The sequence below is a fragment of the Streptomyces sp. L7 genome, from assembly GCF_050990935.1.
In the GTDB taxonomy this organism is placed as follows: domain Bacteria; phylum Actinomycetota; class Actinomycetes; order Actinomycetales; family Microbacteriaceae; genus Leifsonia.
In genome coordinates this window covers 1767283-1783261 of sequence record NZ_CP194644.1, presented here as the reverse complement: position 1 = coordinate 1783261, position 15979 = coordinate 1767283, and the positions used below count along the sequence as shown (strand labels likewise).

General features: G+C 72.0%; 13 protein-coding genes and 2 pseudogenes. 11 read left to right on the top strand and 4 right to left on the bottom strand.

Translation table 11 applies throughout. The features are described from left to right. Positions 1–1173: a mannose-6-phosphate isomerase, class I gene (gene manA / locus ACR5MH_RS09065; RefSeq protein ID WP_433862515.1), complete on the bottom strand. Its 1173-nt coding sequence runs from the start codon at positions 1171–1173 to the stop codon at positions 1–3. A gap of 110 nt (positions 1174–1283) precedes the next feature. Between manA and ACR5MH_RS09060 the strand changes: the two genes are divergently transcribed. The 6 genes from ACR5MH_RS09060 to ACR5MH_RS09035 all read left to right on the top strand — a co-directional run bounded on the left by ACR5MH_RS09060 (position 1284) and on the right by ACR5MH_RS09035 (position 8772). Beyond that, positions 1284–2462, top strand: coding sequence for an acyl-CoA dehydrogenase family protein (locus ACR5MH_RS09060; RefSeq protein ID WP_431346932.1), 1179 nt, complete (start codon positions 1284–1286; stop codon positions 2460–2462). An 82-nt stretch (positions 2463–2544) separates the two neighbouring features. Further along, on the top strand, positions 2545–3507 hold the full coding sequence (gene galE / locus ACR5MH_RS09055) for a UDP-glucose 4-epimerase GalE (RefSeq protein WP_431346931.1): 963 nt from the start codon (positions 2545–2547) through the stop codon (positions 3505–3507). Positions 3508–3745: 238 nt separating this feature from the next. Beyond that, positions 3746–4012, top strand: coding sequence for a WhiB family transcriptional regulator (locus ACR5MH_RS09050; RefSeq protein WP_433862628.1), 267 nt, complete (start codon positions 3746–3748; stop codon positions 4010–4012). Between the two features lie 71 nt (positions 4013–4083). Continuing rightward, the gene (locus ACR5MH_RS09045) at positions 4084–7350 is read left to right on the top strand and encodes a glycosyltransferase (RefSeq protein ID WP_433862514.1); all 3267 of its coding nucleotides are present in this window, start codon (positions 4084–4086) and stop codon (positions 7348–7350) included. Further along, positions 7343–7684: a hypothetical protein gene (locus tag ACR5MH_RS09040; RefSeq protein WP_431346927.1), complete on the top strand. Its 342-nt coding sequence runs from the start codon at positions 7343–7345 to the stop codon at positions 7682–7684. Before ACR5MH_RS09045 ends, ACR5MH_RS09040 begins: the two co-directional genes overlap by 8 nt. Then, entirely contained in the window at positions 7681–8772 is a 1092-nt protein-coding gene (locus ACR5MH_RS09035) for a DUF5719 family protein (RefSeq protein ID WP_433862627.1), read from the top strand. The genes ACR5MH_RS09040 and ACR5MH_RS09035 overlap by 4 nt, the downstream gene beginning before the upstream one ends. Positions 8773–8814: 42 nt before the next feature. On the opposite strand, the gene ACR5MH_RS09030 is transcribed toward ACR5MH_RS09035, so the two are convergent. Then, positions 8815–9258 (bottom strand): metallopeptidase family protein, encoded by a 444-nt coding sequence (locus tag ACR5MH_RS09030; protein WP_431346926.1) that lies wholly within the window; start codon positions 9256–9258, stop codon positions 8815–8817. Positions 9259–9300: 42 nt separating this feature from the next. Between ACR5MH_RS09030 and ACR5MH_RS09025 the strand changes: the two are divergent. From ACR5MH_RS09025 to ACR5MH_RS09010, 4 genes and pseudogenes are all read left to right on the top strand, one after another. Further along, positions 9301–9486: pseudogene (locus tag ACR5MH_RS09025) on the top strand (DUF3499 family protein); the annotation flags it as partial. A gap of 36 nt (positions 9487–9522) precedes the next feature. Further along, a complete protein-coding gene (locus ACR5MH_RS09020) occupies positions 9523–10965 on the top strand; it encodes a phosphomannomutase/phosphoglucomutase (protein WP_431346924.1) in 1443 nt (480 codons plus the stop codon). Positions 10966–11019: 54 nt separating this feature from the next. Beyond that, a pseudogene (gene ahcY, locus ACR5MH_RS09015) lies at positions 11020–12499 on the top strand (adenosylhomocysteinase). Further along, on the top strand, positions 12499–13050 hold the full coding sequence (locus tag ACR5MH_RS09010; RefSeq protein WP_431346923.1) for a GNAT family N-acetyltransferase: 552 nt from the start codon (positions 12499–12501) through the stop codon (positions 13048–13050). Before ahcY ends, ACR5MH_RS09010 begins: the two are co-directional and overlap by 1 nt. 17 nt (positions 13051–13067) lie before the next feature. Here ACR5MH_RS09010 and ACR5MH_RS09005 read toward each other — a convergent pair whose 3' ends face one another. Together ACR5MH_RS09005 and ACR5MH_RS09000 are read right to left on the bottom strand one after the other, a co-directional pair. Further along, positions 13068–13970 (bottom strand): cyclase family protein, encoded by a 903-nt coding sequence (locus ACR5MH_RS09005; protein ID WP_431346922.1) that lies wholly within the window; start codon positions 13968–13970, stop codon positions 13068–13070. Positions 13971–14002: 32 nt separating this feature from the next. Then, positions 14003–14881 carry an RDD family protein gene (locus ACR5MH_RS09000; RefSeq protein WP_431346921.1) on the bottom strand — a complete coding sequence of 293 codons (879 nt, stop codon included), beginning with the start codon at positions 14879–14881 and terminating at the stop codon, positions 14003–14005. Positions 14882–14898: 17 nt separating this feature from the next. On the opposite strand from ACR5MH_RS09000, the gene ACR5MH_RS08995 reads away from it, so the two are divergent. Next, entirely contained in the window at positions 14899–15894 is a 996-nt protein-coding gene (locus ACR5MH_RS08995; RefSeq protein ID WP_431346920.1) for a stage II sporulation protein M, read from the top strand. The last annotated feature ends 85 nt before the right edge of the window (positions 15895–15979 follow it).

The following is a 15979-nucleotide window of genomic DNA, read 5'->3' as shown; positions in this document are numbered from 1 at the left end:
TCACCGGTTCGGCGTCGCCACGAAGAGTGTTCCCGCGCCGGCATATACGGTCAGCGTGGCCTCGTCCGCCGTCACAACGGCCGCCTCGCCGCGGGTCAGCCGCAGCGATCCGGTGGCGCCGCGGAGTTCGACGTCCCCCGCCGTGCAGAGCACGATCGCCGTGCCCGGCAGGTCGACCGCGGCGGACGGCACGTCGCCGCCGACCTCCACGCGCACCAGCCGGAAGTCCGGCACGTCCGGAACGAACTCTTCGACGCCGGGCGCCGGCCGCTCCCGGACCATCGGGGTCACGGCGAACGGCCTGAAGTCGAGGATGCCCACCAGCTCCGGCACGTCGATCCGCTTCGGGGTCAGGCCGCCGCGCAGTACGTTGTCGGAGGCCGCCATGAGCTCGATGCCGAGCCCGCGGAGGTAGGCGTGGATGTTGCCCGCCGGGAGATAGAGCGCCTCGCCCGGACGCAGCGCGACCCGGTTGAGCAGCAGCGCGAGCACGATCCCGGGGTCGCCGGGGAACGCCTCGGCGAGCATCCGGACGGTGTCGGCGTCGACGCTGTCGGCGTCGGTGCCCTCGGCGGTCCGTGCCGCCTCGACGACGGCCCCGACGATCGACGCCACCTCGGGCGTGCCGCCGAGAAGCCATTCGGTCGCGCGGCGAAGTGCCCCTTCCGGCTCACCGTCGAGCATCGCCGCGAACGCCGCCACCGCGGGGTCGCCGCCCGCGAGCCGCTCCAGCGCGGCGCGACTGTCCGCCGGCTCGCGGAAGCCGCAGAGAGCGTCGAACGGGTCGGACAGCGCGAAGATCATCTCCGGCTTGTGGAACGGGTCCTTGTAGTTGCGGTCGGGGGAGTCCGGCGCCAGGCCTTCGGCGTTCTCCCGCTCGAACCCGGCGCGCGCCTGCGCGGACGAGGGGTGCGCCTGCAGCGACAGCGGTCCCGCCGCCGCGAGCACCTTGAGCAGGTAGGGGAGCGTGCCGGCCGTCTCGCCCCAGTGCGCCAGGTCGGCAGCGCCGCCGGTCTCCGCCGAGTCGAGGATGCGGGCCGGGGAGCCCGGGTGCGCGCCCAGCCAGAGCTCCGCCTCCGGAGCCCCGCTCGGCGTCGTGCCGAGGAGGCGGGCGATCGCGGTCGTGGAACCCCACGCGTAATCGCGCGGAGTGTTGCCGATGCGCACAAACATCCGTCGTGTTCCCTTCGATCCGGTTAGACCAAAGTACCAATCGCTTTGCCGCGCTCCCTGAGCCGTCCTTAGGCTGGCGGTCTCTGCCGACCGCATGCACTGGAGCACACATGGCCTTCGAATCCCTCGCCAGCGACTTCTACGGCTTCGAGAACCTCCTGACCGAGCGCGAGCGCGACTTCATCGCGAACCTGCGCGCGGCGCTGGAGTCCGAGCTCAAGCCGATCGTCAACGAGTACTGGGAGCGCGCGGAGTTCCCGCGGCAGATCGTGGACGTGCTGCACGGCGCCGGCGCGATCGGCCTCGGCTTCGAGGAGACCGCGCCGTTCGAGAACTCGGCGATCTTCCGCGGCTGGGTCGCCCTCGAACTGGCCCGCGTCGACGCGTCCGTGAGCACCTACGTCGGCGTGCAGAACGGACTGGCGCTCGGCGCGATCGGAGTCTGCGGCTCGAAGGAGCAGCGGGCGGAGTGGCTGCCGAAGCTCGCCAGCGGCGAGGTGCTCGGCGCGTTCGGCCTCACCGAGCCGGACTCCGGCTCGGACTCCGCGCAGGGCCTGCGCACCGTCGCGATCCGCGACGGCGACGACTGGATCCTCAACGGCTCCAAGCGCTGGATCGGCAACGCGACCTTCAGCGACATCACCGTCATCTGGGCGAAGAGCGCGGAGGACGGCCAGGTGAAGGGTTTCATCGTCCCGACCGGCACCCCCGGCTACACCGCGACCAAGATCGAGGGCAAGCAGTCGCTGCGCATCGTCCAGAACGCCGACATCACGCTCGAGGACGTGCGCGTGCCGGAGTCGCTGCGCCTCCAGAACGCGAACAGCTTCCGCGACACCGCCGCCGTACTGCGGCTGACCCGCGCGGAGGTCGCGTGGGCGGCCGTCGGTGTCGCGGTCGGCGCCTACGAGGCGGCGCTGCGCTACGCGAAGGAGCGCGTGCAGTTCGGCAAGCCGATCGCCAAGCACCAGCTCATCCAGGACCTCCTGGTGAAGTCCATCGGCGACATCACCGCCTCCATCGCCCTCTGCACCCGGGTCTCCCAGATGCTGGACGACGGCGAGCAGCGCGACGAGCACTCGGCGCTGGCCAAGGCGTTCGCGACGGCGCGGATGCGCGAGACCGTCGCCCGCTGCCGCGAGCTGATGGGCGGCAACGGGATCGTGATCGACTACGACGTCGCCCGGTTCTTCGCCGACGCGGAGGCCCTGTACTCCTACGAAGGCACCCGCGAGATGAACACCCTGATCGTCGGCCGGGCGATCACCGGGGAGGCCGCCTTCGTCTGACCGCCCCGGGGAAGGGCCGCGACGCTGTCGAACGCTAGGGTTGCTACGAATCCCTCGTTCCGTTCGAAGCAGGAGGACGCCCGTGGCGTGGTTGGTGACTGGAGGGGCCGGCTACATCGGCTCCCATGTGGTCCGTGCGTTCCGGGCGGAGGGCATCGACGTCGTCGTGGTCGACGACCTGTCCAGCGGGCACGCCGAGTTCGTCCCGGCCGACGTGCCCTTCTACCGCGGCACCATCCTGGACGGCGCGCTGCTGGAGGGGATCTTCCGGGAGAACACCATCAGCGGCGTCGTGCACGTCGCCGGCTTCAAGTACGCCGGCGTCTCCGTGCAGCGGCCGCTGCACACCTACGAGCAGAACGTGACCGCCACCGCCGTGCTGCTCGCCGCGATGCAGGAGGCGGGGGTCGACGCGATCGTCTTCTCGTCGTCCGCCGCGGTGTACGGCACCCCGGACGTCGACCTGGTCACCGAGCACACGCCGAAGAGCCCGGAGTCGCCGTACGGCGAGTCCAAGCTGATCGGGGAGTGGCTGCTGCGCGACCAGGGCGTCGCCGCGAGCCTGCGCCACACCTCCCTCCGCTACTTCAACGTCGTCGGCTCCGGCGACCCGGCGCTGCGCGACACCAGCCCGCACAACCTGTTCCCGCTGGTCTTCGACGCCCTCGTCGCGGGCCGGACCCCTCGGGTCAACGGCGACGACTACCCGACTCCGGACGGCACGTGCGTCCGCGACTACATCCACGTCGGCGACCTCGCCGTCTCGCACGTCGCCGCGGCGAAGCGCCTGGACGCGGGGCAGCCGATCGAGGCCGTCTACAACCTGGGCAGCGGCGACGGCGTCAGCGTGGGCGAGATCATGTCGACCGTGGCCCGCGTGACCGGTATCGCCTTCACCCCAGAAGTGGGGCCTCGACGGCCGGGGGACCCGGCGAGGATCGTTGCCTCAGGAGAGCTCGCCGCGCGCGATCTCGACTGGAAGATGCGCCACTCCCTCGAGGAAATGGTAGGCAGCGCCTGGGAAGCACGGCAGGCGGCGTCCTGACCTCGCTGTCGACGGGGGTAGACAGGTCGGGCGTGTCGCGATTGTTGCCGAGCCCCGGCGCGTCGTGAAGTCTCGACCAGGCGTTAAGGCTTTACGATTCGCGACTTGACGGAAGCGAATGACAACGGTGTAATTATTGCGACACGATAAACGTGTGACGTCAGTTAGAGGGTGGGGAACCGATATGGCAATTCCTGAATATCGTTCTGGGGTACCCGACGACTGGTTCGTGGACCCGGTGCGACTCGGGGTTCCGGGAGTCCGGCAGGGTGTCGAGGACGACAACCCGCTCGCCTGGCAGACCGACGCCCTGTGCGCGCAGACGGATCCGGAGGCGTTCTTCCCCGAGAAGGGCGGCTCCACTCGCGACGCCAAGCGGATCTGCACCTCGTGCGAAGTCCGCTCCCAGTGCCTCGAATACGCGCTCGCCAATGACGAGCGGTTCGGGATCTGGGGCGGTCTCTCGGAGCGCGAGCGCCGCAAGCTCCGCAAGCGCGCGGGCTGAGCCGGGTCGAATACGCGCCGCGCCCGACGCACTACCGGGATCGGCGCGGCCCCAACTTAGGCTGACTCCCGATGTATCCGAGAGTCACCGCCATCGTCGTCGCCCCGAGCGGCGGCACCAGCCTGCAGCGCACTCTCGACGCCCTCGCGGCGCAGACCCGACAGCCGGACGCCGTGATCGCCGTCGACTGCGCGAGCACGGACGACGCCGCCCGCCTCCTCGCCGACGCCAAGCCCACGCAGCTCCTCCGCAGCCCGGAGAAGCTGTCCTTCGGCACGGCTATCGCCACCGCCGTGCGCGTGCTCGCGCCCACCACCTCGTCCGACGAGCTGCTCTGGCTGCTCGCCCACGACACCGCTCCGGAGCCGGAGGCCTTGGCCGCGCTGATCGGCGCGCTGGAGGTCTCGCCGTCCGTCGCCATCGTCGGCCCCAAGCTGGTCGACGCCGAGGACGGCGCGTTCATCCGCGAGTTCGGCGAGTCGATGACGCCGTTCGGCGCCTCCCTCCCGCTGGTCGAGAACGAGCTCGACCAGGCCCAGCACGACGGCCTGAGCGACGTGCTCGCCGTGTCGTCCGCCGGCATGCTCGTGCGCCAGCCGGTCTGGGACGCCCTCGACGGCTTCGACCCGGCCCTGCCCACCATCGACTCCGGTCTCGACTTCTGCACCAGGGCACGCCTGGCCGGCTACCGCGTGACGCTCGTCGCCCAGGCCCGCGTCGCCGTCGGAGGCGACGGGGTCGCCGGGCCGAACCTCTCGCGCAAGTGGTCCGTGCGCCGCAAGCTCGCAGGGGAGCGCCGCAGGGCGCAGCTCCACCGGCGGATGGTCTACGCGCCCGGCTGGGCGCTCGTGCCGCACTGGCTGACGCTTGTGCCGCTGGCGATCCTGCGCTCGATCGTGCGCCTGCTCCGCAAGGAGCCGGGCTCCGTCGGCGGTGAGCTGGGCGCGGCCTTCCGGGTCGCGTTCTCCGGCATGGCGATCGGCGGCGCCCGCCGCCGGCTCGCTCGCGCCCGCGCGGTGGGCTGGGCGGCAATCGCGCCGCTGCGGCTGCCGTTCGCCGAGGTCCGCCGCGGCCGCGCGCTCAAGCGCGAGGCGGCGATGGTCCGGCAGCAGGGCGAGCGCCAGGAACTCGACTTCTGGGGCGGCGGGGGCGGCTGGACGGTGCTGGCGATGCTGGCCGTCGGCGTCCTCCTGCTCTACCCGCTGGCCGGCTCGGGGGCGATCACCGGCGGCGGGATGCTGCCGCTGAGCACCTCCGTCGGCGACCTCTGGGCGAACCTCGGCTACGGCTGGCGCGACATCGACCTGGGCTTCACCGGCGCCGCCGACCCGTTCTCCGCCGTGCTCGCCGTCCTGGGCACCCTCACGTTCTGGCAGCCGAGCGTCTCGCTCGTGGTGCTCTGGCTGCTCGCCCTGCCGCTCGCGGCCCTCGGCGCCTGGCTCGCCGCCGCACGGCTGACCGTCCGGCCGACCCTCCGGGCCTTCGCCGCCGTCGTCTACGCGCTGGCGCCCACACTGTTCGTCGCGCTGCAGGGCGGCCGACCCGGCGCCGTGCTCGCGCACATCCTCCTGCCGTGGCTGTTCTTCGCCGGTCTCGCCGCACGCCGCTCGTGGACGGCCAGCGCAACGACGGCCCTGATCGCGGCGGCGACCGTCGCCTGCGCGCCGATCCTCATCCCGGCGCTCGCGATCGCCTGGATCGCCGCCATCGTGTTCGCCGGCCGCCGCGCCGCGCGCATCGTCTTCATCCCGCTGCCGGCCGTCGTGCTGTTCGCGCCCCTGGTCTGGCAGCAGGCCTCCCGCGGCGCCTGGCTGTCGATCTTCGCCGACCCCGGCGTCCCGCTCGACGCCCGCCGGACTCCCGCATGGCAGCTCGCCCTCGGCTTCCCGGACGGCGCGCTCGGCGGCTGGCACGTCCTCGCACACGCCTTCGGGCTGAGCGCCGTGCCGGGCACCATCATCGTGCCCGTCCTGCTCGCGCCGCTCGGCATCCTCGCGATCCTCGCGCTCTTCCTGCGCGGAACGGTCCGGGCGGTCGTGGCGCTGGTGGTGGCGCTCGCCGGTTTCCTCACGGCCGTGACGGCGCTGCACGTCGAGGTCGCGGTCTCCGGATCGGCGATCGTCCCGATCTGGCCGGGGAGCGCAGTGAGCCTGTACTGGCTCGGCCTCATCGGCGCGGCCGTGCTCGCACTGTCGGCCCTCCGGCGCGGCGCGCTCGCCCCGGCCTGGGTCGCGATGGTGACGATCGCGATCGCGGCCGTGCCCTCGGCGATCGCCACGCACGACGGCCAGGCCTCCGTGACCGCGAGCGACGGGCGGACGATGCCGGCAGTGGTGACGGCCAAAGCCGCGACCCAGCCGCGCACCGGGACGCTGCGGCTCACGCCGCAGCCCGACGGCGGCATCCGGGCGGAGGTCGTCCGCGGGACCGGGCAGACCCTCGACGGCCAGACCACGCTGAGCTCGACCGAGCGGTCGCTGTCCGCCGGACAGCGGGAGCTCGCGACGCTCGCCGGGAACCTCGCGTCGCGCAGCGGCTACGACGCCTCCGGCGAGCTGAAGCGGCTCGGCATCGACTTCGTGCTGCTCACCCCGTCGGCCACGGCGCTGGACGAGCACGTCGGGACCAAGCCGGACACCACGGCGGCCGACGCCACCCGGGCGCGCGCGAGCGTCGCGATGGACGCGAATTCGCTGCTCGCGCCGGTCGGCCAGACCACGACCGGCTCGCTGTGGGCCTTCGACCGCGGTACGACCGTCGAGCCGCCCGCGGCGCTGATCCCGCCGGACGCGGGAGGGATGTGGCGCGTGATCGTGCTCCTCGTCCAGGGTCTGATCGTCGGCTTCACGCTGCTGCTGGCCATCCCGACCACGCGCTCCGCCGACCGCGTCTCCGAGTTGAACTCGCGCCGCCCCGCGCGCAAGCACGGCGGCGAGCCTCCCGCGATCGAGCCGGACGACGAGCCGATCCCGCCCTCGGACGGCGACATCCCCGTCTCCGGCGAGAGCCTGGAGGAGTGGGACGCCGAGCCGGAGGACGAGGCCGTCGTCGAGTCCGCGGACGAAGAGGAGGCGCGAGAGGCGCGTCCCGAGCCGGAGGAGCTCACGGCCCCGAAGCCCGAGCCCGAGCACGAGCACGAGCACCAGTCGGCCGAAGCCGCGGTCCCGGTGCACGAGACCGTGACCGAGCCCGAGCCCGCTACGGGGCCGAACGCCACCGCGCACGACTTCGCCCTCCAGGCCGCCGTCTCCTTCGACGCCCCGACCACGCTGGAGGACGGCCTCGACGAGACCATCGTCCGGCCCCGTCCCGCCATCGAGAGGAGCGACCGTGGCTGACCGCCGTGCCCTCGCCCAGGGCGGCGTCCGCGCGATCGGAGGCGTCGTCGGCATCGGGATCGCCGCCGTCGTGATCGGCGGCGCCACCCTGCTGCCGCTGTCCGGCTTCGCGATCGACGCGCCGTCGAAGACCGTCCACCCCGTCCCCGCCGATCAGCAGCGCGTGTGCCCGGGCCCCGCCCTCGCCCTCGCCGCCGACGCCGGCCAGGCCTCGCAGCCGAGCGCCATCGGGAGGTTCTCCACCGTCTACGGCACAGACGGCCCCGACACCCAGACGAGGAACCTCAAGCCGGACGCCTCCACAGGCTCGGCCGACCAGGCCCCCTCGCGCTGACGGCCGCGACCCCGCAGGGCGCGACCCGTCCTCCGCTGTTCGCGGGCGCTCAGGCCCAGAACGTCACCAGCCCGGACCTCGCCGGCCTGGCCGCGGCCTCCTGCGCGGAGGCCGGCGCCGACAGCTGGCTCGTCGCCGGCGCGACCACCCTCGGCCAGACCAGCCTCGTGCTGCTGTCCAACCCGACCTCCGTCGACGCGACCGTCAACCTCGACATCTTCACCGAGACCGGCCGGGTCGCCGCCCCCGGCGCGACCGGGATCGTCGTCCCGGCCGGAGCGCAGAAAGTCGTCCCGCTCGCCGGCCTCGCGCCCTCCGCCACCGCTCCCGTGGTCCACGTGACCACCACGGGCGGCTCGGTCGTGGCCTCCATGCAGCAGAGCTTCGAGCAGGGCATCGACCCGCGCGGTGTGGAACTCGCCGGAGTGACAGGCGCGCCCTCGCGGGTGCAGACGATCTCCGGGGTGACCATCGCCTCGCTCGCCGCCGTCACCGCCGCTCAGTCAGCCGAGGCCGTCAGCGTGGAGTTCCCGACCGTGCGTGTCTTCGCACCAGGAACCCAGGACGCCCAGATCACGATCGGTGCAGTGGGGGAGGCGGGCACGGCCGCGGGCAACTCGTTCGCGCAGACCGTGAAGGCGGGACATGTCGCCGAGATCCCGCTCGACCACCTGAAGGACGGGAGCTTCGACGTCACCGTCCGCTCCAACGTCCCCGTCGTCGCCGCCGTCCACCCGTCGGTCATCGGGGCGAAGACGCGCGACTTCGCATGGTTCGTGTCCTCTCCGCCGATCACCGACTCCCAGTTGGTCGCCGTGCCGCCGGGACCGGGCGCGCGTGTGCACTTCGCCAACGCCGCGGACAAGGACGTCACGGTGAAGATCCAGCCCGCGTCGGGTTCGGCAATCAGGCTCACAGTGCCCGCGGAGGGCGGGACCAGCGCGTCGGTGAACCCCGGACGGTACACGCTCACCGGAGGCGACGGCCTCGTGGTCGGCGTCAGCTTCTCCGGGGACGGTCAGACGAGCTCGTTCGCAGTCTCGCCCGCGGGCCCGCTCGCGGCGCCGATCGAGGTCTACCCGCACTGAGAGGTCTACCCGCACTGAGACCGGGTCGCGCAGGCGGCTTGTTCAGAAGTGCCGGAACCGGTCGGGAGCGAGGTCCCACGGGTCCTTGCCGAGCAGCTCGGCGACGGCGCGGAAGACGCAGCCCTCGATGTACATCCGGCGGTGCAGGTCGTCGTCCCGGTGCAGCTTGGTCAGCCGCTGGATGGGTACGCGGTAGAGCACCACGCGCTGGCGCGCGTGGTCGACGTACCAGCGGTCCACACCGTCGCTCCCCGTGTTGCCGACCGGCGTGGCGGCGACCTCGAAGTGCACGTCCGCCAGCTCGTCCGGCCAGACGCCCTTGAGGTAGTCGGCGGTGGAGGCCACGGTCATGTCGAAGAAGTCGATGCGGTTCTGCAGCATCGGCAGATGCGGCCCGGTCACCGGCCCGCGCGCGCCGCGTCCGTGACGGCTGCGCCACCGGCTGGTCGCCGGAGGGTTGCTGCTGGTGCGGCGGTTGCGGGGCATGTCGCAATCCTACGTCGGCGGGGCTCCGGTAGTCTGAGGCCGATGTTGAGCCGCCCGTGTTCCCGTGTCGCGTGTCCGCGCGACGCCGTGTCGACGCTGACGTACGTCTACGCGGACTCGATGGCTGTGCTCGGCCCGCTCAGCCTCAACCACGAGCCGCACTCGTACGATCTGTGCGCCATCCACGCCGAGCGCCTGTCGGCGCCGCAGGGCTGGCAGATCGTCCGGCACGAGGTCTTCGGCGAGATCAAGTAGTGTGACCGCGTGCACACATCTGACTCGATCGACGACTACCGCGACGCCCTCTCCCGGGTGATCAAGACCTACGATGTGCGCGGGCTGGTCGGCAGCGGACTGACCCCCGAGGTCGTGACCGCGATCGCCGCGGCCTTCGTCGACGAGATCGGCGCCGCCGGGGCGGAGGTCGTGGTCGGCCACGACATGCGCGACTCCTCGCCGGAGTTCGCCGCCGCCTTCGCACGCGGTGCGCAGGCCCGCGGGGCGGACGTCGTGTCGATCGGGCTGTGCTCCACCGACGAGTCGTATTTCGCGTCCGGCGCCCTGCAGGCGCCCGCCGCGATGTTCACCGCGAGCCACAACCCCGCCACCTACAACGGCATCAAGCTCTCCCGCGCCGGCGCACAGGGCCTCAGCCTCGACACCGGCCTCGCCGCCATCCGCGACCGCGCGGCCGTCTACCTGGCCGAGGGGCTGGAGCCCGTCGCCCAGCCCGGCTCGTACCGCGAGCAGGACGTCCTGGCGGGTTACGCCGCCTACCTGCGCGGACTGGTCGACCTGAGCGACATCCGCCCGATCAGGATCGTGGTGGACGCCGGCAACGGCATGGGCGGACTGACCGTCCCCGCGGTGCTCGGCGAGGCCGCGGGGCTTCCCGCCCTGCCCATCGAGATCGTCCCGCTGTACTTCGAGCTCGACGGCAGCTTCCCGAACCACGAGGCGAACCCTTTGGAGCCGGCCAACCTGGTCGACCTCCAGGCGGCGGTCGTGGAGCACGGCGCCGACCTCGGCCTCGCCTTCGACGGCGACGCGGACCGCTGCTTCGTCGTGGACGAGACCGGAGCCGCGGTGTCACCGTCCGCGGTGGCCGCGATCGTCGCCCTCCGCGAGATCGACCGGGCCCGCGCGGAGGACCCGGATGCCCCCATCACGGTCATCCACAATCTGATCACCTCCAACATCGTCCCGGAGACGATCGAAGCCGCAGGGGCGACGCCGTATCGTACGCGCGTCGGCCACTCCCTGATCAAGGCGGCCATGCGCGAGACCGGAGCGGTCTTCGGCGGCGAGCACTCGGCGCACTACTACTTCCGCGACTTCTGGAGCGCCGACAACGGCATGCTGGCCGCGATGCACATGCTGGCCGAGTTCGGCGCGCAGGAGCGCCCGCTGTCCGAGCTGGCGGCGGCGTACACGCCGTACTCGCAGTCCGGCGAGATCAACTCGACGGTGGAGGACGTCCCTGCCGCCTACGCGCGGGTCGTGGAGGCGTTCACCGGCCGCGCCGACTTCGACGAGCTGGACGGCCTCACGGTCACCGGGCTGACCGACGAGACCGAGCCGTTCTGGTGGTTCTCGGTGCGCCCGTCCAACACCGAGCCGCTGCTGCGCCTCAACGTGGAGGGCGCCGACGCCCCCACGATGACGCGCATCCGCGACGAGGTGCTGGCGCTCATCCGCGCCGAGTAGTCCCTGCTGCCGCCACCTGCTGGCGGGACGACGAGCGCATGGGACAATGGCTCCATGCCTTCCGCCGTCACTGACACGTCCCTGCCGTTCCGCGTCGCCGACCTCTCGCTCGCGGAGGCCGGCCGGCACCAGATCCGGCTCGCCGAGAACGAGATGCCCGGCCTGATGGCGCTTCGCGAGGAGTTCGGCGCCTCCCAGCCGCTCGCGGGCGCTCGCATCGCCGGCTCGCTGCACATGACTGTGCAGACCGCGGTGCTGATCGAGACACTGGTGGCCCTCGGCGCGCAGGTGCGCTGGGCCAGCTGCAACATCTTCTCCACACAGGACGAGGCCGCCGCGGCCATCGCTGTCGGCCCCCTCGGCACGCCGGAGGCCCCGCCGGAGTCCCGGTGTTCGCGTGGAAGGGCGAGACGCTGGACGAGTACTGGTGGTGCACCCAGCAGATCTTCGACTGGAGCGCGGAGGCCGCGGCAGCCGGAGCCGACTGGGCCGGCCCCAACCTCATCCTCGACGACGGCGGCGACGCCACCCTGCTGGTCCACAAGGGCCGCGAGTTCGAGCTCGCCGGCGCCGTGCCCGCCGACGCCGAGGGTGACAGCCACGAGTACCGCGTCATCCTCGCCGCGCTGCGCGCCTCCTCGCCACCTCGCCCGACCGCTGGACGCGCATCGCGGACGGCATCCTCGGCGTCACCGAGGAGACCACCACCGGCGTCCACCGCCTCTACGATCTCGCCAAGCACGGCGAGCTGCTGTTCCCGGCCATCAACGTCAACGACTCGGTGACCAAGAGCAAGTTCGACAACAAATACGGCATCCGCCACTCGCTGCCGGACGGCCTCAACCGTGCGACGGACGTGCTCATGGGCGGCAAGGTCGTGTTCGTCGCCGGCTACGGCGACGTGGGAAAGGGCGCCGCGGAGGCTCTGCGGGGCCAGGGCGCCCGGGTCATCGTCAGCGAGGTCGACCCGATCAACGCCCTCCAGGCGGCGATGGACGGTTTCCAAGTGACCACGCTGGAGTCCGTCGTCGACCAGGTCGACATCGTCATCACCGGCACGGGCAACCTCAACGTCGTGACCCTCGACCACATCCTCGCGATGAAGCACCTCGCCATCGTCGCGAACGTCGGCCACTTCGACAATGAGATCGACATGGCCTCGCTGGAGGCGCTGCCCGGCGCCGAGAAGGTGGAGATCAAACCGCAGGTGCACGAGTGGCGGCTGCCGAACGGCCGCAGCGTCCTGGTGCTGTCCGAGGGCCGCCTGATGAACCTCGGCAACGCCACCGGCCACCCGAGCTTCGTGATGAGCAATTCGTTCGCCAACCAGGTGCTCGCCCAGCTCGAGCTCTTCGTCTCGACCGAGAACTACCCGATCGGCGTCTACGTGCTGCCGAAGCACCTGGACGAGAAGGTCGCCCGCCTCCACCTGGCCGCGCTCGGCGTGCAGCTCACCACCCTCACGGACGAGCAGGCCGCCTACATCGGCGTGCCGGTCGAGGGCCCCTACAAAGTCGACCACTACCGCTACTGATGGCGCTCGACTTCGCAGACCGGGAGCTCCCCGGCGGCCTGCTCCTGCGCCTGCGCCGGGAGGAGGACGCCGCGGCGCTCGCCGCCGCCTACCTCCGCAACCGCGGCCACCTGGCCCCCTGGGACCCGACGCGCTCGGAGGAGTTCTTCACCGAGGCGGGCCAGCGCACCCGCACGCTGGAGCTGCTGGCGCTCCGGTCGCTGGAGACCGCCGTTCCGCTCGTGATCGTGGACGGCGACGAGATCGCCGGAGGCATGGACCTCAGCAACATCGTCCGGGGCGCCTTCCAGAGCGCGATGGTCGGCTACTGGCTCGACCGCGGCCACACCGGTCGCGGCCTGGCGTCGGTGGCACTGTCGGTGCTGCTCGACGCCGCCCGCGACGATTACGCCCTGCACCGGGTGCAGGCGGCGACGCTGCTGGCCAACCACGCCTCCCAGTCGGTGCTCACCCGAGCCGGCTTCGAGCGGATCGGCGTCGCACCGAACTACCTGAAGATCGCCGGGCGCTGGCAGGACCACGTCCTGTTCCAGAAGATCCTGCACGACTGACCCGGTGCCGCGGAGCGTCACACCTCCGCGAACGCCCGCACCGGGAACGTCCCGAACCCCTCGACCGCCGGCGGCGCCGCCGTGAAGCGCGCGCCGCGGGCCGGCAGGTCGCCCAGCCGGGTCAGGTGCTCGACCACGTGGATGCCGTGCGCCAGCAGGATGCTGTGCGCCGGGCGCGAGCCGCCGCTTTCGGTGTCATCGATGTTGAGCGAGTCGATGCCCACGAGCGTCACGCCCGCGTCGGCCAGGTGCCGGGCGCCGGCCTCCGTGAGGTAAGGCGCCCCCGACGCGTAGGCGGGCGTCCCGAAGCGGGTGTCCCAGCCGGTGTGCAGCAGTACGGCCGTGCCGGCCAGGTCCCGGTCGAAGAACACCGAGGCCGGGATGCCGCGCTCGGCGGCGTCCACCAGATGGAAGACCTCGGCGGGCAGCCCGACCAGGGTCGCCAGGTCGAGCGAGGCGAGGTCGCCGCCGTCCGCGTAGCGGTGATACGGACTATCGAGGTAGGTGCCCGTGTTGCCGATCATGGTGATCACGTCCATCGCGAACTCGGTGCCGGGGGCGTAGCGCTCGCGCGACGTCTCGCGGGTGAGGTGCGGGGTGATGACCGGCTCCGGGAGGCCCGGGTAGGTGACCAGCCCGGCGCGGATGGTGTGGCTGAGGTCGACGACGCGGCGCGACGTCGCGTCCGACGGCGTCGCCTCCATTCCGCGGCTGCCGCGGTGCGGCTCGGCCACGATCCGCAGGTCCCGCAGCTCGACGGCTCCCACGAGCGCCAGGCCGAGGTGACGGACGAAGAGCTCGGCGACCTCCGTCTCGCCGACCGACTCCGAGGGCACGTCCAGCCGGAACCCCTCCGCGGCCAGGCTGCCGCCGTTGGCGAACGACACGCTCGCGTCGAAGTGGGCACGGTACTCGGTCATCGGCGCTCCTGGGGTGTGCGGGATCGGCCGGATCAGCGGTCCGGGAAGGAGTGCGGCAGCGCGTCGAGCACCGGTTCCAGGCGCTGAAGCCGCTCGGCCTCCAACGCCAGGCCGGCGGCGTCCCGCTGGCGGCGGAGCACGGCGACCGCGACCAGGAACGCCTCGGCGTCGACCTGCGGCAGCGGCGACACGTACGGCGCCGCCTCGCGGGCGAGCTCGGTGCTCAGCCCGTACCGGGCGGCGGCGGTGAGCTGCGGGGCCTGCCGCACGAACTGCGCGATCCGCCGCGACAGCCGGTCGGGCAGCCTCCCGACGTCCGCGTTGAGCGCCCAGCCGGCAAGCTGCGGCGGCAGGTACAGCGGGAGCGGCTGCGGCTGCGGGACGCGCTCGAGCTGGCTGTAGGTGCCCGCCAGCAGGTCGCCGAGGCGCTTGGAGCGGGAGTTGAGCAGGCCGGTCAAGGCCGCGATCCCGCCGAAGCTCAGGTAGATCTCGAGCACACCGGCGAGAGCGCGGATGAACGCGTGCCGGAAGCCGATCGCGCCGCCGTCGTCGCGCACGATGCGGGCGCCGACCGCCAGCCTGCCGAGCGAGCGGCCGCGGGTCAGCAGCTCCATCCCGGTCGGCAGGACCACCGTCCCGAACACCAGGACGAGGATGACCAGCGCGCGCACCAGCGCCTGGTCGAGTCCGCCGCCGGTGCCCACCAGGAGCAGGATCAGCCCGAGCATGACGAGCATCGAGAACAGCCAGTCGATGATCGTCCCTGCCGCACGGAGGATGTAACTCGCGGGCTTGACATCCAGGGTGACCGCCTCGCCCGTGACCAGCTCGCGCTCGGCCGCTGCGGCCCCGGTCGGGAGGCCCGCCGTGGAAAGGCCCCCACCCGGGAGGAGGGGCGCGGATGCCGTCATGGCTATCATTCAAGCAGATGGATCTCGACGCATACACTGCCGCGCACAGCGCCGACTGGGAGAGGCTCTCCCGGCTGGCCCGCCGCCGACGCTTGGACGGCCGCGATGCCGACGAGTTGATCGACCTGTATCAGTCCGGCGCGGCCGATCTGTCGGCCATCCAGACCAGCGCGGGCTCGACCGCAGTGGGGGACCGGCTCTCGGTGACGCTCGCCTCGGCGCGGCTGCGCTTCACGGGCGCCGGCTCGAACCTGTTCTCGCAGATCCCTCGCTTCTTCGCCCTGCAGCTCCCCGCGGCCCTCTACCGAGTCCGGTTGATCGTGCTGGCCGTGGCGGTCGGCACGGTGATCGTGTCCACGCTGTATGCGCTGTGGATCACCGGCAACCCGGAGGTGCTGCGCAACCTCGGCGACGACGCCGACCTGAAGCAGTACGTGAACCACTCGTTCGTCGACTACTACTCGAACAACCCCGCGGCCTCCTTCGCGGGGCAGGTGTGGACGAACAACGCCTGGATCGCCGCGCAGTGCATCGCGTTCGGGATCACCGGCCTGTGGGTGCCGTACGTGCTCATCCAGAACGCGGTCGGGATCGGCACGGCGGCGGGCGTCATGTTCGCCTACGGGCGCGGGGACGTGCTGTTCTCGTACATCCTGCCCCACGGCCTCCTGGAGCTCACCAGCGTTTTCGTCGCCGCCGCCGCGGGACTGCGGATCTTCTGGGCGTGGATCGCGCCGGGCGCTCGCACCCGCGGGCAGGCGCTCGCCGAGGACGGCCGGGCGCTGTTCACGATCGCGATCGGCTGCGTGATCAGCCTGTTCGTCTCTGGCCTGATCGAGGGCTTCGTGACGCCGTCCGCGCTGCCGGTGTGGCTGAAAATCGCCATCGGCGCGCTCGCGCTCGCGGCGTACCTCTTCTACATGCTGTTCGTCGGCCGCCGGGCGGTGCGCGCGGGCGAGACCGGCGACCTCACCGCCTTCGAGGCGGGCGACCGCCGCGTCGTCGCCGGCTGAGCAGCCCCGCGGCGCGCCCGACATTCGTCACGAATGTCCCTTTTCGCGCCGCCATTACGCACATTCGTCACGAATGTGCGCTCCG